General features: G+C 66.0%; 21 protein-coding genes. 14 read left to right on the top strand and 7 right to left on the bottom strand.

What is annotated here, in order from left to right; genetic code table 11:
* Positions 1–247: 247 nt before the first annotated feature.
* The 3 genes from NNX38_RS14915 (at position 248) to NNX38_RS14905 (ending at position 4,040) form a co-directional block, all read left to right on the top strand.
* Entirely contained in the window at positions 248–556 is a 309-nt protein-coding gene (locus NNX38_RS14915) for an FmdB family zinc ribbon protein (protein WP_255798740.1), read from the top strand.
* Between the two features lie 35 nt (positions 557–591).
* Positions 592–1,848 carry a formamidase gene (fmdA, locus tag NNX38_RS14910; RefSeq protein ID WP_255798739.1) on the top strand — a complete coding sequence of 419 codons (1,257 nt, stop codon included), beginning with the start codon at positions 592–594 and terminating at the stop codon, positions 1,846–1,848.
* An 80-nt stretch (positions 1,849–1,928) separates the two neighbouring features.
* Positions 1,929–4,040 (top strand): NAD(P)/FAD-dependent oxidoreductase, encoded by a 2,112-nt coding sequence (locus NNX38_RS14905; RefSeq protein WP_255798738.1) that lies wholly within the window; start codon positions 1,929–1,931, stop codon positions 4,038–4,040.
* Here NNX38_RS14905 and NNX38_RS14900 read toward each other — a convergent pair.
* The gene (locus NNX38_RS14900; protein ID WP_255798737.1) at positions 4,037–4,627 is read right to left on the bottom strand and encodes a TetR/AcrR family transcriptional regulator; all 591 of its coding nucleotides are present in this window, start codon (positions 4,625–4,627) and stop codon (positions 4,037–4,039) included. The genes NNX38_RS14905 and NNX38_RS14900 overlap by 4 nt on opposite strands.
* A gap of 55 nt (positions 4,628–4,682) precedes the next feature.
* On the opposite strand from NNX38_RS14900, the gene NNX38_RS14895 reads away from it, so the two are divergent.
* Together NNX38_RS14895 and NNX38_RS14890 are read left to right on the top strand one after the other, a co-directional pair.
* Positions 4,683–6,170, top strand: a complete 1,488-nt coding sequence (locus tag NNX38_RS14895; protein WP_255798736.1) for an MFS transporter — start codon at positions 4,683–4,685, stop codon at positions 6,168–6,170.
* Between the two features lie 144 nt (positions 6,171–6,314).
* The gene (locus NNX38_RS14890) at positions 6,315–6,980 is read left to right on the top strand and encodes an SDR family NAD(P)-dependent oxidoreductase (protein WP_255798735.1); all 666 of its coding nucleotides are present in this window, start codon (positions 6,315–6,317) and stop codon (positions 6,978–6,980) included.
* A gap of 143 nt (positions 6,981–7,123) precedes the next feature.
* On the opposite strand, the gene NNX38_RS14885 is transcribed toward NNX38_RS14890, so the two are convergent.
* Positions 7,124–7,951 carry an alpha/beta hydrolase gene (locus NNX38_RS14885; protein ID WP_255798734.1) on the bottom strand — a complete coding sequence of 276 codons (828 nt, stop codon included), beginning with the start codon at positions 7,949–7,951 and terminating at the stop codon, positions 7,124–7,126.
* 260 nt (positions 7,952–8,211) lie between these two features.
* Complete coding sequence (locus NNX38_RS14880; RefSeq protein WP_255798733.1) at positions 8,212–10,044, bottom strand: HNH endonuclease signature motif containing protein; 1,833 nt, start codon at positions 10,042–10,044, stop codon at positions 8,212–8,214.
* A gap of 359 nt (positions 10,045–10,403) precedes the next feature.
* Between NNX38_RS14880 and NNX38_RS14875 the strand changes: the two genes are divergently transcribed.
* Positions 10,404–10,619, top strand: coding sequence for a helix-turn-helix domain-containing protein (locus NNX38_RS14875; protein WP_146363983.1), 216 nt, complete (start codon positions 10,404–10,406; stop codon positions 10,617–10,619).
* Between the two features lie 4 nt (positions 10,620–10,623).
* On the top strand, positions 10,624–11,205 hold the full coding sequence (locus tag NNX38_RS14870; RefSeq protein ID WP_255798732.1) for a Clp protease N-terminal domain-containing protein: 582 nt from the start codon (positions 10,624–10,626) through the stop codon (positions 11,203–11,205).
* 26 nt (positions 11,206–11,231) lie between these two features.
* Here the strand turns inward: NNX38_RS14870 and NNX38_RS14865 are convergent, their stop codons facing one another.
* The 3 genes from NNX38_RS14865 to NNX38_RS14855 form a co-directional block, all read right to left on the bottom strand.
* A complete protein-coding gene (locus NNX38_RS14865) occupies positions 11,232–11,855 on the bottom strand; it encodes a maleylpyruvate isomerase family mycothiol-dependent enzyme (RefSeq protein ID WP_255798731.1) in 624 nt (207 codons plus the stop codon).
* Between the two features lie 65 nt (positions 11,856–11,920).
* On the bottom strand, positions 11,921–12,526 hold the full coding sequence (locus NNX38_RS14860) for a bifunctional 2-polyprenyl-6-hydroxyphenol methylase/3-demethylubiquinol 3-O-methyltransferase UbiG (protein ID WP_255798729.1): 606 nt from the start codon (positions 12,524–12,526) through the stop codon (positions 11,921–11,923).
* Between the two features lie 74 nt (positions 12,527–12,600).
* A complete protein-coding gene (locus NNX38_RS14855; RefSeq protein WP_255798728.1) occupies positions 12,601–13,149 on the bottom strand; it encodes a hypothetical protein in 549 nt (182 codons plus the stop codon).
* A gap of 234 nt (positions 13,150–13,383) precedes the next feature.
* On the opposite strand from NNX38_RS14855, the gene NNX38_RS14850 reads away from it, so the two are divergent.
* The 6 genes from NNX38_RS14850 (at position 13,384) to NNX38_RS14825 (ending at position 19,688) form a co-directional block, all read left to right on the top strand.
* The gene (locus tag NNX38_RS14850; RefSeq protein WP_255767342.1) at positions 13,384–13,509 is read left to right on the top strand and encodes a hypothetical protein; all 126 of its coding nucleotides are present in this window, start codon (positions 13,384–13,386) and stop codon (positions 13,507–13,509) included.
* A gap of 110 nt (positions 13,510–13,619) precedes the next feature.
* Positions 13,620–14,012 carry a hypothetical protein gene (locus NNX38_RS14845; protein ID WP_255798727.1) on the top strand — a complete coding sequence of 131 codons (393 nt, stop codon included), beginning with the start codon at positions 13,620–13,622 and terminating at the stop codon, positions 14,010–14,012.
* A 53-nt stretch (positions 14,013–14,065) separates the two neighbouring features.
* Complete coding sequence (locus NNX38_RS14840) at positions 14,066–15,100, top strand: NADPH:quinone reductase (RefSeq protein WP_255798726.1); 1,035 nt, start codon at positions 14,066–14,068, stop codon at positions 15,098–15,100.
* A gap of 147 nt (positions 15,101–15,247) precedes the next feature.
* Complete coding sequence (locus tag NNX38_RS14835) at positions 15,248–16,786, top strand: sulfatase-like hydrolase/transferase (protein WP_255798725.1); 1,539 nt, start codon at positions 15,248–15,250, stop codon at positions 16,784–16,786.
* Between the two features lie 38 nt (positions 16,787–16,824).
* Positions 16,825–18,537, top strand: a complete 1,713-nt coding sequence (gene murJ / locus NNX38_RS14830; protein WP_255798724.1) for a murein biosynthesis integral membrane protein MurJ — start codon at positions 16,825–16,827, stop codon at positions 18,535–18,537.
* Positions 18,538–18,632: 95 nt separating this feature from the next.
* On the top strand, positions 18,633–19,688 hold the full coding sequence (locus tag NNX38_RS14825; protein WP_255798819.1) for a DNA polymerase IV: 1,056 nt from the start codon (positions 18,633–18,635) through the stop codon (positions 19,686–19,688).
* 29 nt (positions 19,689–19,717) lie between these two features.
* Here NNX38_RS14825 and NNX38_RS14820 read toward each other — a convergent pair whose 3' ends face one another.
* Complete coding sequence (locus NNX38_RS14820) at positions 19,718–20,584, bottom strand: helix-turn-helix transcriptional regulator (protein ID WP_255798723.1); 867 nt, start codon at positions 20,582–20,584, stop codon at positions 19,718–19,720.
* Between the two features lie 101 nt (positions 20,585–20,685).
* On the opposite strand from NNX38_RS14820, the gene NNX38_RS14815 reads away from it, so the two are divergent.
* Positions 20,686–21,378, top strand: coding sequence for an SDR family NAD(P)-dependent oxidoreductase (locus NNX38_RS14815; RefSeq protein ID WP_255798722.1), 693 nt, complete (start codon positions 20,686–20,688; stop codon positions 21,376–21,378).
* Positions 21,379–21,466 lie beyond the last annotated feature (88 nt).

Genomic DNA, 21,466 nt, shown 5'->3' with positions numbered 1-21,466 from the left:
CTGCGCCACGAAAGTATTGTGCGTTACTCACCGATGCAATCGATAGAAATAGCGAAAGTCCTAATGCTGATATCCCTTTATAATTCATTCTGATAATTCCCGGAAACAATTCCAGCCGGTCGAATATCGCCATCGCGCACCTACCGTTGACTCGCGCCAGCCCCCTCCCTAGGCTGTCGGGCAAGCCGGAGCGGCACCGCTATTTCCAGTCCATGACGCTCCCGCGTGGAATCGAAAGGCTTTCGACATGCCGCTCTACGCCTACCGCTGTGCTGCCGGTGGTTCGGCAGGGTCGATCTGCCCGGACTTCGAGGTCCGGCTGAGCATGGGCTCCGCGCCCGCTTCCCTCCCTTGCCCCGACTGCGGGGCGCCCGCCCGGCGACGCTTCACTGCGCCCAACCTCTCGCACGCTTCCTCCAGTGCGTACCGCCTGATCGAGTCCACCGAGCGCAGCGCCTCGGAGCCCGACGTCGTCCGCTCCCCCGGTCCCGGCACCCGCCCGGCCGGCAGAAACACCACCAATCCGCTCCACCGAAAGCTGCCCCGCCCCGACTAAACCCGCCGCGAGTCCGCCCCGTTAGAGGAGAAGCCATGCCCAAGGCCGTCTTTCCACTTGATTCCGCCAGGAAGTTTGAGGACCAGGAAAAGCTGGGGCACAACCGGTGGCATCCCGAAATACCTCCGGTTGCGGTGCTGCGGCCCGGCGAGGCTTTCCGGGTGGACTGCCGCGAGTGGTTCGACGGAGCCATCGTCAACGACGATTCCGCCGAAGACATCCTCAACGCTCCGCTGCTGACCGTGCACAAGCTCAGCGGCCCGTTCGCCGTTGAGGGAGCCCGTCCCGGTGACCTGCTGGTGGTGGACATTCTCGACGTCGGCCCTATTCCGCAGGAGGACTCCGGCCCGCTGGCGGGACAGGGCTGGGGTTACACGGGAATCTTCGCCCGCGAGAACGGCGGCGGGTTCCTCACCGAGCAGTTCCCCGACGCCTACAAGGCCGTCTGGGACTTCACCGGCCAGACCGCCACCTCCCGGCACGTTCCCGGCGTCTCCTTCACGGGCTTGATCCATCCCGGACTGATGGGAACCGCGCCGTCGTCGGACCTGCTCGCCAAGTGGAACCGGCGGGAAGGGGACCTGATCGCCACCGACCCGCACCGCGTTCCACCGCTGGCACTGCCGCCGGAGTCCGAGCACGCCGTCCTCGGGGGCCTGCCCCGGGACCAGTGGGAACGGGTGGGCGCAGAAGCCGCCCGTACCGCGCCGCCGCGGGAGAACGGCGGAAACCAGGACATCAAGAACCTGTCCAAGGGCAGCCGGATCTTCTACCCCGTGTTCGTCGACGGCGCGAACCTTTCGGTCGGTGACCTGCACTTCTCCCAGGGCGACGGCGAAATCACCTTCTGCGGTGCCATTGAGATGGGCGGCTTCATCGATCTCCGGGTGGACGTCATCAAGGGCGGCATGGAGACCTACGGCGTCTCCGAGAATGCGGTCTTTATGCCGGGCAACGTGGATCCGCAGTTCAGTGAGTGGATCGCCTTTTCGGGCACGTCGGTGACGCTCGACGGCGAGCAGCGCTACCTTGACTCGCACCTGTCCTACCAGCGGGCCTGCCTGCACGCGATCGACTACCTGACAAAGTTCGGTTACAGCCCCGAGCAGGCCTATCTGCTGCTCGGGGCCGCGCCCATCGAGGGCCGCCTGTCCGGCGTGGTGGACATCCCGAACTCGTGTTCCACCGTGTACATCCCGACGTCCATTTTCGACTTCGATGTCCGCCCGTCCGCCGCCGGACCGTTCCGGATTGACCCGGGCATTGGAGCGCCTCGGGCGAGCCGCACCTGACCGGCAGGCCCGGCGACCCGCCGCCCCACGCCCGCCGGGCCGTGCGTTTACGGTGTACACAACCGGGCTAAAATACCCCTGTGAATACCAAATCTTTCCCGCACCTCATGGCCCCGGGGCGCATGGGCCCCATGGAAACGCACAACCGAATCGTCCTGCCGGCAATGGACATGAATGTCTCCGAGCACGGCGAGATTGAACAGCCCGAAATCGACCATTACGTGGCCCGTGCCGCGGGAGGCGCCGGCCTGATCATCACCGGTGCCTGCGCCATCGCGTTCCCGCACGGCGCGGCGTCCATGAAGGAACCGGGATTGTCGGATGACAAGTACATTCCCGGCCTGAAGGCACTGGCCGATGCCGTCCACGCCGCCGGCAGCAAGCTCTGCATCCAGTCCACGCACCACGGCAAGGTTGCCCGCGTGGACGTCGCCAACGACCGTCCGGTGCTCGCACCCAACCTGCCGGACTACACGTATGACATGTCCGCACTGGCGGACAGCACCCGCGAAGAGCTCGGCAAGATGGGTGCCGCCACCGCCGGCAAGCAGACCGCGTACCACGAGATGACGGCCGAAGACATTTCCTGGCTGGTCTCCACCTGGGCCGACGCCGCCGAACGCGTTGCCAAAGCCGACGCCGACGCCATCGAAATCCACGTAGCGCACGGCTACATCCTCGGCGTCTTCCTTAACCAGCGGGACAACCTGCGCACGGATGAATACGGCGGCTCCCTGGAAAACCGGGCCCGGCTCGCCTGCGAGGTCATCAGCGCCGTGAAGAAGCGGGTGGGCGACCGCCTGGCCGTCCTGGTCCGCGTTGCCGGCGAGGAATACGGACAGGAGGGCGGCCTGACCCTCGACGAGGCGATCGAGGCATCCAAGCTGTTCGAACAGGCCGGGGCTGACGCCATCCACGTCACCGGCTGGGGACGCAACCCGTTCGACAACTTCACCGACGGTCCGCTGCCCAACAAAGTGGGTGCCTACCTGAAGAACGCCGCGGAGATCAAGAAGCACGTCAAGGTTCCGGTGATCGCCGTCGGCCGGATGCTGCCGGAGGTCTCCGAGAAGGCACTGGCCGCCGGACAGATCGACTTCGCCGCCATGGGACGCCAGCTGCTGGCCGACCCGGAACTGCCGAACAAGCTGCGCGACGGCAAGTTCGACCAGGTCCGCCCCTGCATCAACTGCTACCTCTGCGTCGCGGAGAACTTCTTCGACGACACCCCGTTCTGCGCGGTCAACCCCGCACTGGGCAACGAGGCGCTGCTGCCGCTGAAGCCTGCGTCCGCGACCAAGCATGTAGTGGTTGTCGGCGCCGGCCCCGCGGGCCTGGAAAGCGCCCGGGTCCTGACCGAGCGCGGCCACCGGGTCACCGTGGTGGACAAGTCGGACCGCCTCGGCGGCACCATGTGGTTCTCCACCATGACCACCCCGGACAACGAACGCCTGCTGAAGTGGTTCAAGGCCGAAATTAAACGGCTGAACATTGCGGTCAAGCTGAACACCCCGGCCACGGTGGAGTCCATCCGGGCCCTGCACCCGGACCACGTGATCGTGGCCACCGGCGCTGTCCGTCCCAAGCCGGACTTCCCCGGCGGCGACCTGCCGATCGTACAGACCGGCGACACGCTGCGTGCCATGATGCTCGGCACCGCCACCGCGGAGGAAGCCGGCGCGGTGCTGAGCACCCTGGGCAAGCTCGGCCGCCTCTCCGGCGTGACCAAGAGCCCGGAGTTTGTCCGCCAGTTCACCAAGGTCTGGCTGCCCATGGGCAAGGACGTGGTGGTGATCGGCGGCTCGCTCGTGGGCCTGGAGCTGTCCGAGTTCCTCGCCGAGCGCGGCCGCCGGGTCACGCTGCTGCATGAAAAGCAGCAGCTCGGCCTGCCGCTGGCCATGCCCCGCCGCTGGACTGCAGTCAAGGAATCCGAAAAGCACGGCGTGAAGATCCACCGCAACGCCTCGATCACCCGGATCACCGAGAAGAGCGTCGAGTGGACCGTCGGCGGGGAAAGCTTCTCCGCCCCCGCGGACATGGTGGTCTACGCGGACGGGACGACGTCAGCCTCACCCCTGGCGGACGAGCTGCGGGCCGCGGACATCACCTGCGACGTCGTCGGCGACGCCGGTGCGGTGAACTACATCCACGGTGCCATCCACTCCTCCTGGAAGGTGAGCACCGAGCTCTAGGACGGTATTGCCTCCTCCTTCGGAGGCGCAAGAAGCCGGCAGGCCGCAGCGATGGCGGCCTGCCGGCGTCGTTCGCGAGCGGCGTCGGAATCCTCGGTCCTGCCGGTGTAGAGCAGTTCCGGGGACTGCGCCCATGCGGTGGCCAGCGAAAAAAGCAGAGTCATCAGGTCATCCGGATCCCAGGCAGGATCAATGATCCCCTGCGCCTGGGCGGCGGCAATATCGGCCGACGTCGGCCCCGGGCGGCTGGAGGGCGCGAGCACTTCCGGCGCACCCTCGAGCCGGGCCCAGTCCAACATGCGCAGATGCTCGGGGTGCTGCGCCGCGTGGTCGTAGAGGGCGCCCACGAACCCGGGAAGATCCAGCGCATCCCGTGGAAGCTTGTCCGTGGTTTCCTGCAGGTTTCCCGCCAGCACTGCGGCGAACAAGGCACTCTTCCCGCCGAAATACGCATAAAGACGTTCCTTGCTGGCGCGTGCCTCTTCCGCAATACGGTCAACCCGGGCACCGGCCAAGCCATACTGTGCAAACTCTTTTCGTGCTGCAGCCAGGATCCTGGCCCGCGTGGCTTCGCCGTCGGTTCTCATACCTGTAGTCTATCTAAGCCAACCAACCAGTTCGTTTGATTAGGATTTCACCTTCATGGACCGCACCACCCCTTCCGGCCTGCCCCGGGCCGCAGCCGTAGACCATTCGGCACATCCGCACCGCTGGCTGCTGCTGGCCGTCCTGGCGCTGGCCCAGCTGATGGTGGTCCTGGACGGCACCATCGTGAACATCGCCCTGCCGGATGCGCAGAGCGAACTGGGGATGTCCGACGGCGACCGCACCTGGGTGGTCACCATCTACGCACTGGCCTTCGGCTCGCTGCTGCTGCTCGGCGGCCGCATCGCCGATTACTGGGGCCGCAAGCGCACGTTCATGGTGGGCATGGCGGGCTTTGCCGTCGCTTCCGCCATCGGCGGTTTCGCGGAAAGCACCGAAATGCTCCTGACGGCCCGCGGCCTGCAGGGCGCCTTCGCCGCACTGCTCGCACCGGCGTCGCTCGCCATCCTGACCATTACCTTCCCCTCGGGCAAGGACCGCATCAAGGCCTTCGCCGTGTACGGTGCCATTGGCGGCGGCGGCGCGGCCATCGGCCTGCTGCTTGGCGGCGTCCTGACGCAGTACGCCAGCTGGAACTGGTGCCTGCTGGTCAACGTGCCCATCGCGATTGTCGCCATGGCCGCCGGCCTGCCCCTGATCCGCGAGAGCAAGGCCCACGGCAACACCCGCTACGACCTGCCTGGCGCCGTTCTCGTGGTCGCCGGACTGGCTTCGCTCGTGTACGGATTCTCCGAGGCCGAAAACGGCTGGGCACGCTTTGAAACCATTGCCTTCCTCGCCGCCGGCGTGCTGATCCTGGCACTCTTCGTGTTCGTGGAAAGCCGCGTCTCCAACCCGCTGCTGCCCCTGCGTGTGCTGACCAACCGAGTCCGCGGCGGCGCGTTCCTGACCTCCACCCTGACCGGCGCTGCCCTGCTGGGCGGCATCCTGTTCCTGATCTTCTACTTCCAGATTGTCCTGGGCTACTCGCCGCTGAAGTCCGGCCTCGCGTCACTGCCCATGACCATCGCCATCACCGTCGGCGCGGGCGTGCTGTCCAAGTTCCTGCCGCGCACCGGCGTACGCCTGCCCATGACCGTAGGGCCGGTCGTCGGTGCTGCCGGCCTGATCTGGCTCTCCTTCATCACGGTCGAGGGGAACTATGCCCTGGAGGTCCTCCCCGGACTGGCGCTGCTGGGCTTCGGCCTCGCAATGATCTTCGTGCCGCTGCAGAACGTGGCCCTGGCCGGCATTGACGAGCACGACGCCGGTGTTGCCAGCGCCGCTGTATCCGCCACCCAGCAGATCGGCGGGTCCATCGGCACCGCACTGTTCACCGCCGTTTACACGGCGGGCATCACTTCCTACATGAGCAGCAACGGCGGCCAGCCTGCCGCGCAGCTCGACGCGCTCGTCAACGGCTACTCCACGGCGTTCATCTGGGCCGGCGTCGCACTGTTCCTCGCTGCCCCGATCGGGTACTTCATGATCCGTCCGTCCAAGGAGGATCTGCTGAAGGTCCCCGAGGTAGCCCCCGTCGGCTAAAGCGGCTCCATCCCTGGCGAAAAAGGAACCGGCTCCCGTGAAAGCGGGACCGGTTCCTTTTTTGTACGCCTTCTGTACGCCGGGCCCCGTGCCGGGGCTGGAAACCTCCGGAATTATTCGGCACCCCAACCAGTTAGCTTGCCCATGACTACTATCGCGATCATTGGTGCAGGACGCGGCCTCGGTGCCGCAGTGGCTCGACGTTTCGGTGCGGAGGGATTCTCCGTTGCGCTGATCTCCCGAAGCCAGGCCAAGGTGGATGCCCTTGCCGAAGACCTCGGCAAGGCGGGGATTCCGGCCCGGGGTTTCGCCGCCGACGTCCGCAACCCGGAATCAATCGCCGCGGCCCTCGAGGCTGCGGCCGAAACCCTCGGGCCCGTAGAGGTGCTGCAGTACAGCCCCCTTCCGCAGAAAGACTTCATGCGGCCCGTCCTTGAGACGACGGTTGCGGACCTCAAGGGTCCTGTTGAGTTCTCCATCTACGGGCCGGTCGCCGCAGTCCATCAGGTGCTGCCCGGAATGCGGTTCCTTGGTGAAAGCCGAGGCACCATCCTGTTCGTCAACGGCGGATCAGCAGTGAAGCCCGGACGCGGGGTCACCGGAACCTCGGTGGCGTTCGCCGGACAGGCCGCCTACGCCCAGCTCCTCAATGAGGTCCTCGGCGAGGAGGGCATCCACGTATCGCAGCTCATCATCGGCGGCCGCATCATCGAGGGTGATCCGGAAAAGGACCCCGACGTTCTCGCAGGCGTCCTCTGGGACCTCCACACCCGTCGGGACACCTTCCGCCGCCAGATCAGCGCGGACTGATCACAAGGCATGGCTGCTCCGCGGCGGACTGCTCCGCGGCGGGCTGATCCGCGGCGGGCTGATCACAAGGCATGAGGCCCGAGAAATCGGGCCTCATGCTCAGTCAAGGCGCTTAGGCCTGATCCGTCCTAGCCTGGTCCGTCCTAGAGAGCAGACGGCTGCGGTTGCGCGTGGCCGAGGGTCCAGTCCAGCGCGTAATCGGCCACCTCTTCCCACCCCGGTTCGGCGCAGGTCCAATGCGCTCGGCCGTCAAACTCGTGATACTCCGTGAGGGCGGGCGATTTGGCCCAGTGTTTAGCGTTGGATTTATTCACCGACGGGGGCATGATGTGGTCTTCGCTGCCTCCGATGAACAGCAGCGGCGCCCTGTCCGTGGAGTAATCCACCCATGTCTCCTGATGCCCCGGCTGAAAATTCGCAAGCAGTCCGTACGCCCACACCCAGTTTCCGGGAGCGGCAATAGCGTACCGTTCGTAGGCGGCGTCGGAGTCCTCCCGGCTCAGCGTATTGGTGAAGGCATAGTGCCATTGCTCCGGGGTGAACCCCACCGCTTTATGGAAGTTGGCAGGGTTCTTCAGTGCGGGAAAGAGCGCGCGGGCCTGAGACAGCGGGGTAACCCTCACCCCTTCGGTTGGCGCCGAGTTGATGGCAGCACCGGCAACCCCCAAACCGCGGGCCAGCAGCATCTGGGTCAGGAGCCCTCCGAAGGAGTGGCCCATGATGATGGGCGGACGGGGCAGGTCCCCGATGACGCCCGAGAGGTAATCCAGTGTTTCCGGTACGGTGAGCGCGGCGATCACGTCCGGGTTTTCGCGCAGTGCCTCAACCTCTATCTCGAAGCCCGGATAAGCGGGCGTCACGACGGTGAATCCCTTCGCCTCATAGTGGGCTTTCCATCCTTCCCAGCTGCGGGGCGTCACCCAGAGCCCGTGGACCAGCACGATCGTATCCGGGGTGGTGGAACCGTTCATGGTGACCCCTTCGGCGCTCCGTTGGATTAGGCGGAAAATCAGCGTATGCGCAGGCTACGTAGTCCTGCGGGGTGGAACAATCCTGAAAGCCAGTTTTGGTTGCGGAACCTGTCGCTTCCGTGCAGCCCGACGCCGTGGGGCACTAAGCAGCTCTGGATGCACGTAGCTTCGGAAGCACCGGAACAGCTCGCGGATGTGATGCTCGAGTTTCTCCGTGTACACGTTCCAAGCGGTCACGACACTTAGACGCCGGTCGGTGCTTAGAACGGCGGCATCGGTGCTGGGCTGGCATCTTTCTCTCCGGAATCCATTGCCTGCCGGGTATCGAGGGGGTCCGTTTCCTGTTCGGCTGCCGGGGGCGGAGGACCGAGTTCCAAGAAGGGCTCGGTCCGATAGACCCGTCCGGTTGGCGAAGTCCACTCGATCACCCCGGGAGTGGCTTGGCGCGCGTTCCAGAAACCCAGAGTCTTAAACCGATGGTGCCGACGGCAGAGGTGTTCCAGGTTTCCGTGGTCCGTAGGCCCGCCTTTCGCCCAATCGACGGTGTGGTCGATGTCCGCGTTCGCGGTGCTGGCCCGGCAACCGGGGAACCTACAGGTTCCGTCCCGGGCGCGGAGCCAACGGCGAAGCCCTGCCGGGACTTTTCGGCGCCGTCCTACCCCGAGGATTTCTCCGGTGTTTGGGTCCTGGGCGAGTCCGGCCCATCCCACGGCGTTGCGGGCCAGCCTGCGGGCTTCTTCGGCGCTGATGGGGCCGTAGCCGTGCAGCTCGGCGGGCTGGTCGTCGGCTCCGAAGAGGGTTTCGGCGCTGATCAGCACCATGATTTCGGTCCGAGGGACGATTCCCTCATTCGGCCCTGATCCCATGTCCGGCTTAGCCTCTATATCGGGGTAGCTTTCCAGTCCGCCGTCGTTCTCCGGGCCGCTGGCAAAGCCGGTTCGGTCCTCGTCCCGGGCGGCTGCGCCATTGTCATTGCCGGTGTGGCCGGTGTGGCCGGTGCCGGGTCGGACTCCGGTCGCGTATCGGGTTCCGGCTTCGCCTCGGGTTCCCGCCGTCACGAAAAGTCCCCGGCTGCCGCCCATCAGCAGCTGCGACAGAATATCCGCACGCAGCTGGTCCGTGGTCCGGGAATCCCCTCCCGCCTGCTCGCCTCGGGCCGCAGTGCTGAGAGCGGTATAGATCTGCTGCGCTTCCGCGGCCCGGAGGTGGGCTGAGAGGCAGGACATGCCGTCCTCTTCCCGGTCCAAGGTGACCATGCGCTGCTCGAAAGCGGTCAGGTGCCGTTTGCTGACGGTCTCCGGGAACTTCTTTTCGCGCAGCCGCCGGGCCTTGGCCGAGAACTGCGCCCGCGTCTGACCCTCTGCCGCCTTCAACAGGTCCGCTTCGAACGCTGGCAGTTTCGAGGCGGGAACGTTCTGGCACTGTTCCAGGACCACCTGCGCATGCTGGTACGAAAACCGCCCCTCTTCCAAGCCGGCCAGGGTCGCCGTATGGGCACCGCACAGCTGCCCGGCCTCGCTCAGCAGCCGCTGACCGGTCACCTGCGGAACATTCAGAATGGCTGCACATTCGGCCGCCGCGAGGCTGAAAGCGATCCCCGGTTTATCCCGCTCCGACGGGTCGAAGAAGTTGTCCCGGAAGATTTGCTCCATCCGGTTCAAAAGGTGGGCCCGCTGCGCCTGCCCCCAGGAAATCAAATGCTCCACCCGGACCAAGGCCTCACCAACCATCTGCTCGTCGAAGGCTTCAAGGTTCTGCAGCGCCAACGTCCCGGTAAATCCGTCTGGGAAGGCACCGGCAGGACTCTCAGCTCCGTCGGCAGGAGTGGTCTCGGCATTCTCCGCGCGGTCCGGATGGAAGGAAGGGTCAGAGCCGGCGGACGCAGGGTCGGTAGCTCCAGTAGGTCCGGTAGGGTCGTCGTCGGGCCGTGCCGCGGCCTCTCCGCCGGCGGAGGTATCAGCCAGTTCCGCCCGGTAGACAGCCAGAGTGACTGAAGGACAGGGCTGCTCGCCGCCGCCAGCCCGCCCCGCCGGCCGCTGGTTCTCACCGCTCTGCTCTTCGCTGAGTGGTTCGGTATTCCTAGGCTGATCCATATCTTAGGATTTCATCCCGCACTGACATTCCTGACCGAAAAACAGCCCGAAAACAGCCGTCAGAAAAACCAGAATACGCGTCTTTCGCACCCAACTACTTGCCCGCAGCTCCAGCATCGCCGGGCACGATCAACAAACCCGCACAAGCTAAACCGACGCCAGCGAAGCCCCGGTTAGGTGGGCTGCCCTGGCGTCAACCGGACCCACCAGAATGAACGCGAATGGCAGGACGCAGGACGCAGGACGCAGGTAACCATAATCGATTGCAGCCCGCCAAAGAAGCACACAGTCATTTGTCCTGACGCCAGCAGTTCCGCTAACCCCTTGACTCCCCCAGCGCGTCAATCTAGATTGACGGCATGGAAGACCATTCCCCCTTGGCCGCCGCGGCGGCGAGTCCCGATCCGGCCACCGGGCTGCGCGCCGTCGTCGCCCTCGGCAGACTGCGCGACCAGCTTGAGGCCGTGCAGGTTGCCAACGCCCGGGCGCAGGGCTGGTCCTGGCAGGCGATAGCGGACCAGCTCGGCATCAGCAAGCAGGCAGTGCACCAGAAATACAACCGGAAAGCGAAGTAGAGCCATGTTTGAACGGTTTACACAGCAAGCCCGTCAAAGCGTCATCTCCGCACAGGAAGAAGCCCAAACCCTGGAGGCGACGCAGATCCTTCCGATGCATCTACTCCTCAGCACCGTGTCCACCGCTGAAGCCACCACTCCCCTACTGGCATCCGTGCTGGCCGAGTCCGGACTGACCTCGGCGCAGCTGCGCGCGGACCTTCGCGCCATGGGCGCGGACTCCGGGTACGACGACGCCGCCGCCTTGGAATCCGTCGGTATCGACCTGGACGAAGTGCGACGCGCCATCGACGCACAATTCGGCGAAGGCGCCCTGGACGCGGCGGCCGGTTCCGCCCCGCGGCGCCGTCGCCTGTTCGACTCCCTCAAAGGCGGGCACCGGCCCTTCAGCAACGGTGCGAAAGCCGTGCTGACCAACAGCCTGCGCGAATCAACGGCCCGGAAAGACGGTTACATCGGGACCGAACATCTCCTGCTCGGGATCCTGCGCGGCGCCGATCCCGCAGCCACGTCCCTGATTAGTCGGCACGTGGGCCCGGAGGACCTGAGGATGCGGATTCTCGGCACCATGGACGCCGCGGCCTAGGTCCCGGCGCCCGCGCCGAGCCCGGTTCACCAGTCCGCCAGCTTCGTGTCCGGAGCCAGCGGTCCCCTGCCCGACAGCCACGCCATGAAGCTGCGTTGCTCGGCAGGGGACCCGAGCCGTTCCGGAACAGTGGCAAGCAGCACCGGCAGGTCCCACGCGACGTATTCCTCGGGCCAGTCCGCTGGCGTATAGCCGAGCCCCAGATCCACGTGATGCATCTCGACTTCGCGGAGCCGATGCGCCGGACAGGCAGCCACACGGTAGGAGTCGTCGCCCATGAGGTGCCCGTTGGGCCATCCTGCAGCATCGGAAAGGTTCAGTACCTTTTCGAGGTGCAGCATGCTGGAGCTCAGATCCGCAATGGTTTCTGCGGCAGCCCGGCCGGCCCCCTCCTCGATCTCCCGGGCGCGCTGTTCGGCGCCGCCGGGATACCTCGGAACATCGTGCCCTTCGAGGGCGCCGGACAGCCGGCGGGCGTGGGCATCGGCGTTCCGCGCCAGATGGGTCAGCACATGACCCACTGTCCAGCCGGGCAAGCGGCTCGGCGCCAGCACGTCCGTGTCTGAGAGGCCTGCGGCACGACGCGTCAAACGCGCCTGGGCCTCAAGGCATAGTTGTGACGCCCGCTGCGGATCCTCTTCCAGATTCACAATGCCCCGCCTTCCCGCCGACTCGCTGATGGACGTTATTCTCCATCGTCGGGGTCGGAACGGGTTTAGGCGCGGCCCAGCACCGCCACCAGGAAGTCCGACTCGGGCGTAAACGGCCGCAGGTCCCACGTGGAGAACCGCTGCTGCACCTCAAGCCCGGCCGCGGCGGCGTCGTCAAAGAACGCCTGGAACGCATAGCCGCGGTTTCCGCCGAACCCGACAACTATCCGGCCGTCGGCTGCCAGGTGCCCGCGCATCCGGGTCAGGACGTCGACGGCGGTTCCCGGTGCCAGGAAGGTCATCACGTTGCCGGCGCAGACAATCATGTCGAACGGTTCGGGAACGCCCTCGGCGGGCAGGTCCAGCTCGGCCAGGTCGCCCACGAACCACTGCAGGTCCGGGAAGTCGTGCCGGGCGGCGTCGATAAGTTCCGGATCGACGTCGACGCCGACAACGGTGTGACCGCGCCGCGCCAGTTCCCCGCCCACCCGGCCGGGACCGCAGCCGGCGTCGAGGATCCGGGCTCCCCGCGGCAGCATCGCGTCGATCAGCCGGGCTTCGCCGTCGAGGTCCTGGCCCTGCTCCCGCATGGCTTCGAACCGCGAGATGTACCAGGCGGAATGCTCGGGATTCTGCCGCTTTTTTGCTTCCCAGAGAGTTTCGTTTCGCATGTTTCCAGCCTACGTCGCGCCCCTGGCGGCCGGTCAGCCAACAGGGCTGCCGGCCGCGGGGACGCATGTGGAGACTAGGCCTGGACGGCCTTCTTGCCTTTGCGGTACTGCCCCATCGACTTGAAGTATGCCCCGGACGGCGCCAGGAACAGCAGCACCGCCGCGACCAGCGACAGGAGCACGGATGCCAGCGTCACCCAAGCTGTCTCGTACACCGGGATGACGCTTGCGAAGAACTGCACACGCGTGTTCAGCGCGGTGAAAATCACCACGAAGATAAGGACTATCCGGGGCCAACCAAAGCCCATCCGGGACAGCAGGGCAATCGCCGCGAGGATGACGGCGGTGATGACTCCTGCCCAGACATAGTCGGAGATTTCGTTGCGGATCCAGATGGGAACGTTGTCCGGGCCCAGGAAGCTTTCGATCTCGGACTTATGGTCATCCTTATTCACGGCCATGATTCCCACCGGAATCCGGATGAGCACCAGGGCCGCTGCTGCCAGCAGCAGCCAGAAGGCCATCTCCACCGTCATCGGACGTGCAGGTGCGTTTCCGGGTGCTACCGGCTGGACTCCTGCGTAAGGATTGTAGTTGGCGTCCTGCGCCACGTTCTCGGACATGCTTCCCCCATAAAGCTGGCTGATTCCGCGGCATGTTTGCCGCGGCGGTAGGTAGCTTATCCGACAGCAGGAGCGCTACACGCCCGGCTTAGCGGCGCAACACCACCGCCCCGCCGCAAAGAGCCAATAAAAAACACCTGCACCCGGGTTCCATCCTGCCAATGTGGGGCAGGATGGGTGTACCCAACCGGGGCCGCGTGGACCCCGGACCGCACGGAGGGAAGGCATTATCCAATGGCAGATCTAGGCGGCATGGCAGATAAGGCAAAGGACGCAGCCAAGGACAACCCGGAGAAGGTTGACCAGGCTAAAGACAAGGCGAAGGACGCCGTCGACGGAAACAAGGACGACAAGAAGTAGTAACCGTCGCCAAACAGAGCCGGACCGTCCCCGCGGGGGCGGTCCGGCTCTTCGCAGAACGCTTTGCAGAACCGGGTTAACACCCGGGGGTCGGGGGAAATGGGGGAAGAATGTCGCTGAGCACGTCGCGGGTGAGCATCGTTGCGGATCTGCTCTCGTATGGTGAGGACGCTGCTGCACAGTGGGCGTGGGAAGCGCCCCAAGAGGTGCTGGAGGAGGTTCTTACCGTCGCAGGCTGGATCCTCTACAACGGTCCTGGCCCAGCCGACGGTTCCAGCATGCTGATCAGCAAGGCGGTCGCCCTGGCGGGGATCTATGTTCGCGAATCCCGTCCCCGGGAACTGCACCGCAAGCGAAGGGACTTGAAGGTCTACGCTGCCACCGTCGCCAATGACACCCCTTACGCACAGGAGCGCTTCCTCGGCAGCGATGACTACGATGCCGTCGGTCCGGATGCCCGCAGTTATTGGGGCCAACAGCAGTTGCCGCAGGCGAGCACCTGACCCGATTGGCCGCGACGGGGAATAGAACTCCGCCTCGGTTTCTTGTACCGCCCATGAAAGCAATCGTGTACTCCGCCACAGGCCCCTCGTCCGTCCTCTCCCTCGTTGACCGCGATGCCGCAGCCCCAGGTGCCGGCGAAGTGCGGGTCCGCGTTGCCGTTTCGGGCGTGAACCCCACCGACTGGAAGGCCCGTGCCGGCAGCAGCCTGGCCTTCCCCGAAGTGGTGCCGAACCAGGACGGCGCCGGGATTGTCGACGCCGTCGGCGAGGGCGTGACCGACCTTCAGGTGGGCGACCGGGTGTGGATCTACCTCGCCGCCCACGGCCGACCGACCGGGACCGCCCAGGAATTCACTGTCCTCCCCGCCGACCGGGCCGTACGGCTTCCGGAAGGCATTGGTTTTGACGTCGCCGCCAGCCTCGGCGTCCCCGCGATGACCGCGCACCGCGCCCTCACCGTCCACGAACACGGCCCGGCCCGGCTCGCCCCGGGCGCCCTCTCCGGCCGCACCGTCCTGGTTCAGGGCGGCGCCGGAGCCGTGGGCCATGCCGCCATTCAGTTCGCCGTCTGGGCCGGCGCCACCGTGATCGCGACGGTCAGCAGTGACGCGAAGGCCGAGCTCGCCACCGCTGCCGGAGCGCACCACATTGTCCGCTACCCGGACGACGCCGAGGCCGACCGCATCCGCGAAATCGCCCCGGACGGCGTCGACCACATTGTCGAGGTATCCCCCACCCAAAACGCGGCCCTCGATGTGGACGTAATCGCCAACCATGGCAGCATCGCCTACTACGCCAACAACAACGGCGAAGAGTTCACGGCACCGATCGTTGCGAGCTTCGCGAAAAATGTCCGCTGGCAGGGCGTCCTTATATATACGGTCGGGACACAGGCCCAGCACGCCGCGGCAGAGGACATCACCGCAGCACTGCAGGACGGCGCGCTGCCCGTCGGTGAGTCCGCGGGACTCCCCCTCACTTGGTTCCCCCTCGAGGAGACCGCTGCTGCGCACGACGCCGTTGAGGACGGAACCACGGGCAAGATCCTCATCCGAGTGACCCACGAGACCGCCTCATCCCGTACATAACTCGCGGAGGTGTCCAGCCCGTTCCTGAGGGATGAACCAAGGTTGAACAGGTAGCATGACGGTACTATTCTTCTTTGGCCCCGTGAGCGGGTTGGATGTCAAGGGTGTTCGGCGAAAAGGCGGGCATCTGGAACGTGAGGTATTTCCATGTCTGGCCAGATTCTTGACGTGACCCGCCGGGTCGGCGTCGTCGTTGGACGCGTCCTGGTCTACGTCCTGATCTGGCTTGGACTTGTGCTGCTTATTGCCGCCCTCGGCATCCGTTTCTTCTGGGGCGAAATCTCCGTCGGCCAGATGCTCCTGAACCTCGTCTCGGTGGAGACCGACGGCGGGGGCGGGGGCATTGTCTGGCTCGGCATCCTCGGGGTCGGCGTCCTGCCCCTGCTCATCACCGGCGGGATCGCCCTTTGGCAGTACTTCCGCCGCCGCAAGCGCCGCAACGGGGAGGACGCGAGCCCTCGCCGCTCACCATGGATTATGCGCACCGTCTCCACCGTCCTGGTGGGCGCACTGGTCATTGGCGGCACCACGGCCTTCGCCAGCACGGTGGGCATGGCCGATTACATCAAGGCAGCGAACTCCAAGTACAACATCGGCGACTACTACGTGGAGCCAACCGTCACCGGGGCCGAGCAGAAGCGCAACCTGGTGCTCATTTACCTGGAGTCCGGCGAGGGCACCCTCGCGGATGACCAGCTCTTCGAAAAGGACGCTTTCGTTCCCCTTAAGAGCGTCACCCAGGCCTCCGCCGGCTGGCAGAGCGTGGAGAATTTCCAGCAGTACGAGGGTGGTGGCTGGACCATGGCCGGCCTCGTCTCGACGCAGTGCGGCATCCCCCTGAAGGGTGTGGGCTCGGCCGAGGAGAGCAAGGACGCAAGCAACCTCGACGACGACGGCGACACTTACCTGGCCGGGTCAACCTGCCTCGGCGATGTCCTGGAAGAGCAGGGGTACACGAATGTGTTCCTGGGCGGCGCCAACGCCTCGTTCGCTGCGAAGGACACATTCCTGGGCACCCACGGCTACTCCGAGGTGAAGGACCTTTCCGACTGGCGCGACGCCGGGGAACCGGAAGAGAACTTCCGCAAGGACTGGGGCCTGAGCGATGAACGCCTCATGGCTCATGCCAAGGACGAAGTCGACCGGCTGCATGCCGAGGCAAAGGAAACCGGGCAGCCGTTCAACCTCTCCATGCTGACGCTGGACACCCACGAGCCGGTGCATGTCTACGACTACTGCGACGTAGACACCGAAAACAACGTGACTTCCGTGTTCGCCTGCTCCATGACGGAGGTGGCCGGCTTCGTCGACTACATGGAACAGCAGGGGTACCTCGAGGACACCGCCGTGGTGATCATGGGTGACCACCTCAAGCACATGAGTGCCGGCGACGCTTTCCACGAGCAGCTGGACCATCACACCAACCGCACCATCTTCAACCGGGTCTGGGTTCCGGGCCAGGCAGGCAGCACGCTTCGCCCCGGCGTCGACCAGTTGAACATGTACCCGACCATCCTGGAAGCGGCCGGCCTGACCCTCAAGGATCATGAGGCCGGGCTGGGCGTGTCCGCCTTCGCCTCCGAGATCCCTGCGGAATCGGCGCAGGCGATGGAGCGCGAGGCCTACGTCGAATTGCTGGAATCGCTTTCCCCGCAGTTCTACGCGGAGGTCTGGGCCGGACGGTAGGGCGAGCGCCGGAGCGATCATCTGGGACGATATCCTCCATGAGTTCAGCCGCCGCCGCTAGGAACGCCGAAAATGCCGCCCCCGGCGCGCCTTCGGCCCCGGGCCGTGTTTCCGCAGCGCGGGCCAGCGCTGTTATGGCAGCGGGCACCGTCGTGTCCCGGGTACTCGGCCTCGTCCGGACAGCGCTGCTCGCCACTGCCATTGGCGCCTCGGCCGGGGTGTCGGACCTGTTTTCCTACGCCAACGCCCTGCCGAACTTCATCTACCTGATGCTCGCCGGCGGTGTGTTCAACGCCGTTTTGGTGCCCCAGATCGTGCGGGCCAGCCGGCAACCGGACCGGGGCGCCGACTACGTCAGCAGGATCCTGACCCTCGCCGTGGCGGCGCTGCTGGTCCTCACGGTGCTGGTGACACTGGCGGCGCCGGTGATCATCGAGGCGGCAACGCGTTTCACGGACGGCAACCTCACCCTGGCCACGGCGTTCGCCTACTGGTGCCTGCCGCAGATCTTCTTCTACGGGTTGTATGCCGTACTGGGCCAGATCCTGAACGCCAACGGCTCCTTCGGCCCGTACATGTGGGCTCCCGTGGTGAACAACCTGGTGTCCATCGGCGCGCTGGTGGTGTTCCTGTCGCTGATGGGCGCCGAACAGGCCGAAAGGTATAAACCCGAAACCTGGACGCCGGAGCATACCGTCCTGCTGGCGGGAGGCATGACGCTCGGTGTCGCCCTTCAGGCGCTTCTGCTGTTTCTCCCGCTTCGACGCCTGAAACTGGGCCTGAAGCCGACGTTCGGGCTGCGTGGAACGGGGCTTGGACGCACGGGCCGGCTGGCATCCGTCACGATCATCACGATGGCCCTCGGCAACGGCCTGTACTTCGTCAATCTCTACGTTGCCACCATCGCCTCCGACGCCCGGCAAGCCCTCATCGAGCAGGGCCGCCCGGCCCGGATCGCGGGCCTGACGAACCTGGACATCGGCGCCATGGTCTACCAGCTGCCGCATGCCGTGATCGCCCTGTCGCTGGCCACGGTGATGTTCAACCAGCTTTCCGCTGCCTATGCGGGCGGGAACCTTCCGGAGGTACGCGCCGTGCTGTCCCAGGGGCTGCGCCTCACCGGTGTGGCCACGGTGTTCGGCGCGGCGGCCCTGCTGGCGTTCGCCGGCCCGCTCGGAATGCTCTTCAGCGAATCGCCCGGGGCCGCTGCCCTCAACGGAATCATCATCGCCATCCTCGCCGTAGGAGCCCCGTTTTTGAGCGCCAACTTCCTTCTCGGCCGGGTGTTCTATGCGGGAGAGGACGTGAAGACGCCGCTGAAAATCCAGCTGATCCTGTCCGGAGTGGGGGTGGTTCTCGCCGTTATTGCCGGCGTGCTTGATCCCCGGTTCATTGTGCCGACGCTCGCCGTCGCCTATTCCCTCGGCAACGTGATCGCCGTCGTCGTCAGTCATGTCTTCCTCACGCGGGCCATTGGCCCCTACGGTGCCGGGCACATCTTCGATGCGCACGTCCGGTTCGCGGTTGCGGGCATTGTCGCCGCCCTCGCCGGGACGGCCGTGTCCTGGGCGTTCGGCGGGTACGACGCCGGCGGGTACCTTTGGCAGTCCAAGTTCCACGCCGTTGTGGTGCTCGCCGTCGGCGGTGTTGTGATGGGTGCCGTGTATTTGGGCATGCTGAAACTGCTTCGGGTGGCCGAGTTGGGCCAGCTTGCCGGGTCGCTGCAGGCGCTGGTCCGGCGGGGCCGGTAACGGACCGCCCGCCGCCCGGTGACCGGGTCGGCGCGGAAGCCGGTGCGTCTCAGCGCTCGTTAGGGCACACTGGTCGCGTGAACGCTATCCCCTGGGTGCTGCATGTCGATCTCGACCAGTTCATCGCCGCCGTCGAAGTGCTCCGGCGGCCCGAACTTGCCGGCAAGCCGATCATTGTGGGCGGCCACGGCGACCCCACCGAGCGCGCCGTGGTGTCCACCGCGTCCTACGAGGCCCGGACGTTCGGCGTCGGGTCCGGGATGCCGCTGCGGATCGCGGCCCGGAAGGTGCCCGACGCCGTCATCCTGCCGGTCGATGCCGAGGCCTATCTCGAGGCGTCGGACGCGGTGATGGCTACCCTGCGCGCCCAGCCCGGCGCCGTCGTGCAGGTCCTGGGCTGGGATGAGGCCTTCGTGGGGGTGGAGACGGAAGATCCGGAATCCTACGCCCGGCAGCTCCAGGCCGACGTCCTGGAACGCACGCAGCTGCACTGCAGCGTGGGCATCGGCGACACCCTGATCCGTGCCAAAAACGCCACGGACTTCGGCAAGCCCGCCGGCGTCTTCCGCCTCACCACCGCGAACTGGCTTGATTTCATGGGCGAGCGGCCCACCAAGGAGCTGTGGGGTGTCGGGAGCAAGATCTCCGGCCGGCTGGCGAAGCTGGGGATTAATACTGTTGCCGAGCTCGCCGCGGCCGATCCGCAGACGCTGGTTCCGGAGTTCGGACCGAAGATGGGCCCCTGGTACAACGAACTCGGGCGCGGGGACGGCAGCAGCGTTGTGGACGACACCCCGTGGGTGGCCCGCGGGCACAGCCGGGAAACCACCTTCCAGCAGGACCTCACCGAGCCGGCCCAAGTGAACGACGCCGTCCGCGAGCTGACCGCGCAGGTCCTGAAGGACGTGGCGGCCGAAGGGCGGCCGGTGATCGGGCTGACCCTCAAGGTCCGGTACGCGCCGTTCACCACAAAGACGCATGCGCGGAAGATCCCGGAGACCTTCGACCGGGAGGACGTCCTCGCCCGGGCCCTGGATCTCTCCGGCGCCATCGAACCCGGCCGGCCGATCCGGCTGCTGGGCCTGCGGGCCGAAATGGCCATGCCCGACGACGCGCGGAAGGGGCACACGCCTACGCGCGGCGGATGGTGACAGCCGCACCGCAGTCGGGCAAGGAGCGGTCACGCACCCAGCGGAAGTGCTGTGGCCGCGACAGCCGAGACGCGCAGGAAATCGAGTTTCCCTGCCGCTTCGGATCCGGCGGCGGCGGTGTAGGCGACAATGTGCAGGTCCGTGCCAGCCACGGTGAAAATGTCGCAGTCCAGCTCCACATCCCCGACGACAGCGTTCTGCACCACTTTCATTTCGGACTGGTGCTCGCTGACGGTTCCGCTGTCCCACAGTGCACGGAAACGCTCACTGGACGCAGTCAGATCAGCAATCAGCTCCTGCACCCTGTGGTCATGCGGGTACCGTCCGTAAGCACGGCGCAGGTCCGACACCAGGGAGGCTTCAAAGATCTCCAGGCTGCCCTCCGGACAGATGATCCGTATTCCGCTGCTGCCCAGCGTTCTCCCGGCAAAGTGCGAGCGCAGGAGATTGGGACGGCCCTTGTCGGGCGGGGCGGGCTCCCCGAGAAGCGCCGCCCACAGCGGACTGAAGGAGAGCAGGTCCCAGGCGGCAGTGAATACGGCCACCGGTACTTCACCGAGCCGCGCCACCAACCGCTGCACGCTGGGCGGGATATGCGTCGGAACTTCTCCGGGCCCGGGCGGAAGCAGCCCGGAAATCTCGAAGAGATGGGAGCGTTCGGCGTCGCTCAGCTGCAGCGCACGTGCCAGTGCCGCCGCCACCTGGGCGGAGGGCCGGCGGGCACGGCCCTGCTCAAGGCGCACCAGGTAGTCAACACTGACACCTGCCAGCTGGGCCAGCTCCTCCCGCTTCAGCCCCGGCGCCCGCCTGAACCCGTAGACGGGCAGGCCCGCGTCCGCCGGCTGCAGGCGGTCACGCCAGGAACGGAGAATGGCACCCAAATCAGAATCCTGCATGGAGAGAGTCTGCCAGCCGCAAACCGGTTCTGGGTGGCCCTGACAGTCCATATGCTGGCCCGTGCCACGACATCAGTCCGCAGCGGGCCAAGACTAAAGCCATGACAACAACACTGATTACCGGCGCCAACAAAGGCCTGGGTTATGAAACAGCACGCCGTCTCCTCGAGGCGGGGCATACCGTCTGGATGGGGGCGCGCGATGAAATCCGCGGGCGGGAAGCGGCCGAAGCACTCGGCGGCACGTTCGTCCAGCTCGATGTCACCGATGAGTCCTCTGTGGAGACCGCAGCCAAGACCGTGGCAGCTGCCGGCGGCTTGGACGTCCTGGTCAACAACGCAGGCATTCCCGGACCCTACGCCCCGGCGGAGGAACTGACGGCAGCGGACGCAGAGGCGGTATACGGCACCAATGTGGTGGGCATTGTCCGCGTGATGCACGCTTTCCTGCCGCTCCTGCGGGGGTCCGCCGAGGGAACGGTTGTGAACGTCACCAGCGGAGTGGGCTCCTTCGGCTTTGCGCACGACCCGGAGCGCGTCGAGTCCACCGTGGTGATGCCGCTCTACACCTCCTCCAAGTCCGCCGTCACCATGCTGACCGTGCAATACGCCAAGGCGTTCCCGGAGCTCCGCATCAATGCTGCGGACCCCGGCTACACCGCCACTGATTTCAACGGGCGGCAGGGCACCCAGACAATACGCGAGGGAACGGACGCCATCGTGGAGCTGGCCACCCGCGGCGGCTCCGGCCCCACCGGCACGTTCATCGACAGGTCCGGTACCGCCCCCTTCTAGTGCTCCGCAATCCTGCCCGCCCTGTCCCTCACAATCTGCCCGGCCCGGTTCCCATGGGGCCGGGCAGCCCGCGGGCGGGGCCGTGGTT

The organism is Arthrobacter sp. zg-Y238 (assembly GCF_024385525.1).
GTDB lineage: Bacteria > Actinomycetota > Actinomycetes > Actinomycetales > Micrococcaceae > Arthrobacter_B > Arthrobacter_B jinronghuae.
This window is presented reverse-complemented; position numbering and strand designations above follow the sequence as displayed.

Excerpts from the sequence above, each read along its gene's own strand:
- NNX38_RS14885 (WP_255798734.1), bottom strand. The coding sequence starts at position 7,951 with ATGAACGGTTCCACCACCCCGGATACGATCGTGCTGGTCCACGGGCTC.
- NNX38_RS14900 (WP_255798737.1), bottom strand. The coding sequence starts at position 4,627 with ATGAGAACCGACGGCGAAGCCACGCGGGCCAGGATCCTGGCTGCAGCA.
- fmdA (WP_255798739.1), top strand. The coding sequence starts at position 592 with ATGCCCAAGGCCGTCTTTCCACTTGATTCCGCCAGGAAGTTTGAGGAC.
- NNX38_RS14880 (WP_255798733.1), bottom strand. The coding sequence starts at position 10,044 with ATGGATCAGCCTAGGAATACCGAACCACTCAGCGAAGAGCAGAGCGGT.
- NNX38_RS14915 (WP_255798740.1), top strand. The coding sequence starts at position 248 with ATGCCGCTCTACGCCTACCGCTGTGCTGCCGGTGGTTCGGCAGGGTCG.
- NNX38_RS14840 (WP_255798726.1), top strand. The coding sequence starts at position 14,066 with ATGAAAGCAATCGTGTACTCCGCCACAGGCCCCTCGTCCGTCCTCTCC.
- NNX38_RS14855 (WP_255798728.1), bottom strand. The coding sequence starts at position 13,149 with ATGTCCGAGAACGTGGCGCAGGACGCCAACTACAATCCTTACGCAGGA.
- NNX38_RS14815 (WP_255798722.1), top strand. The coding sequence starts at position 20,686 with ATGACAACAACACTGATTACCGGCGCCAACAAAGGCCTGGGTTATGAA.
- NNX38_RS14820 (WP_255798723.1), bottom strand. The coding sequence starts at position 20,584 with ATGCAGGATTCTGATTTGGGTGCCATTCTCCGTTCCTGGCGTGACCGC.
- NNX38_RS14860 (WP_255798729.1), bottom strand. The coding sequence starts at position 12,526 with ATGCGAAACGAAACTCTCTGGGAAGCAAAAAAGCGGCAGAATCCCGAG.
- NNX38_RS14835 (WP_255798725.1), top strand. The coding sequence starts at position 15,248 with ATGTCTGGCCAGATTCTTGACGTGACCCGCCGGGTCGGCGTCGTCGTT.
- murJ (WP_255798724.1), top strand. The coding sequence starts at position 16,825 with ATGAGTTCAGCCGCCGCCGCTAGGAACGCCGAAAATGCCGCCCCCGGC.
- NNX38_RS14850 (WP_255767342.1), top strand. The coding sequence starts at position 13,384 with ATGGCAGATCTAGGCGGCATGGCAGATAAGGCAAAGGACGCAGCCAAG.
- NNX38_RS14895 (WP_255798736.1), top strand. The coding sequence starts at position 4,683 with ATGGACCGCACCACCCCTTCCGGCCTGCCCCGGGCCGCAGCCGTAGAC.
- NNX38_RS14845 (WP_255798727.1), top strand. The coding sequence starts at position 13,620 with ATGTCGCTGAGCACGTCGCGGGTGAGCATCGTTGCGGATCTGCTCTCG.
- NNX38_RS14875 (WP_146363983.1), top strand. The coding sequence starts at position 10,404 with ATGGAAGACCATTCCCCCTTGGCCGCCGCGGCGGCGAGTCCCGATCCG.
- NNX38_RS14870 (WP_255798732.1), top strand. The coding sequence starts at position 10,624 with ATGTTTGAACGGTTTACACAGCAAGCCCGTCAAAGCGTCATCTCCGCA.
- NNX38_RS14890 (WP_255798735.1), top strand. The coding sequence starts at position 6,315 with ATGACTACTATCGCGATCATTGGTGCAGGACGCGGCCTCGGTGCCGCA.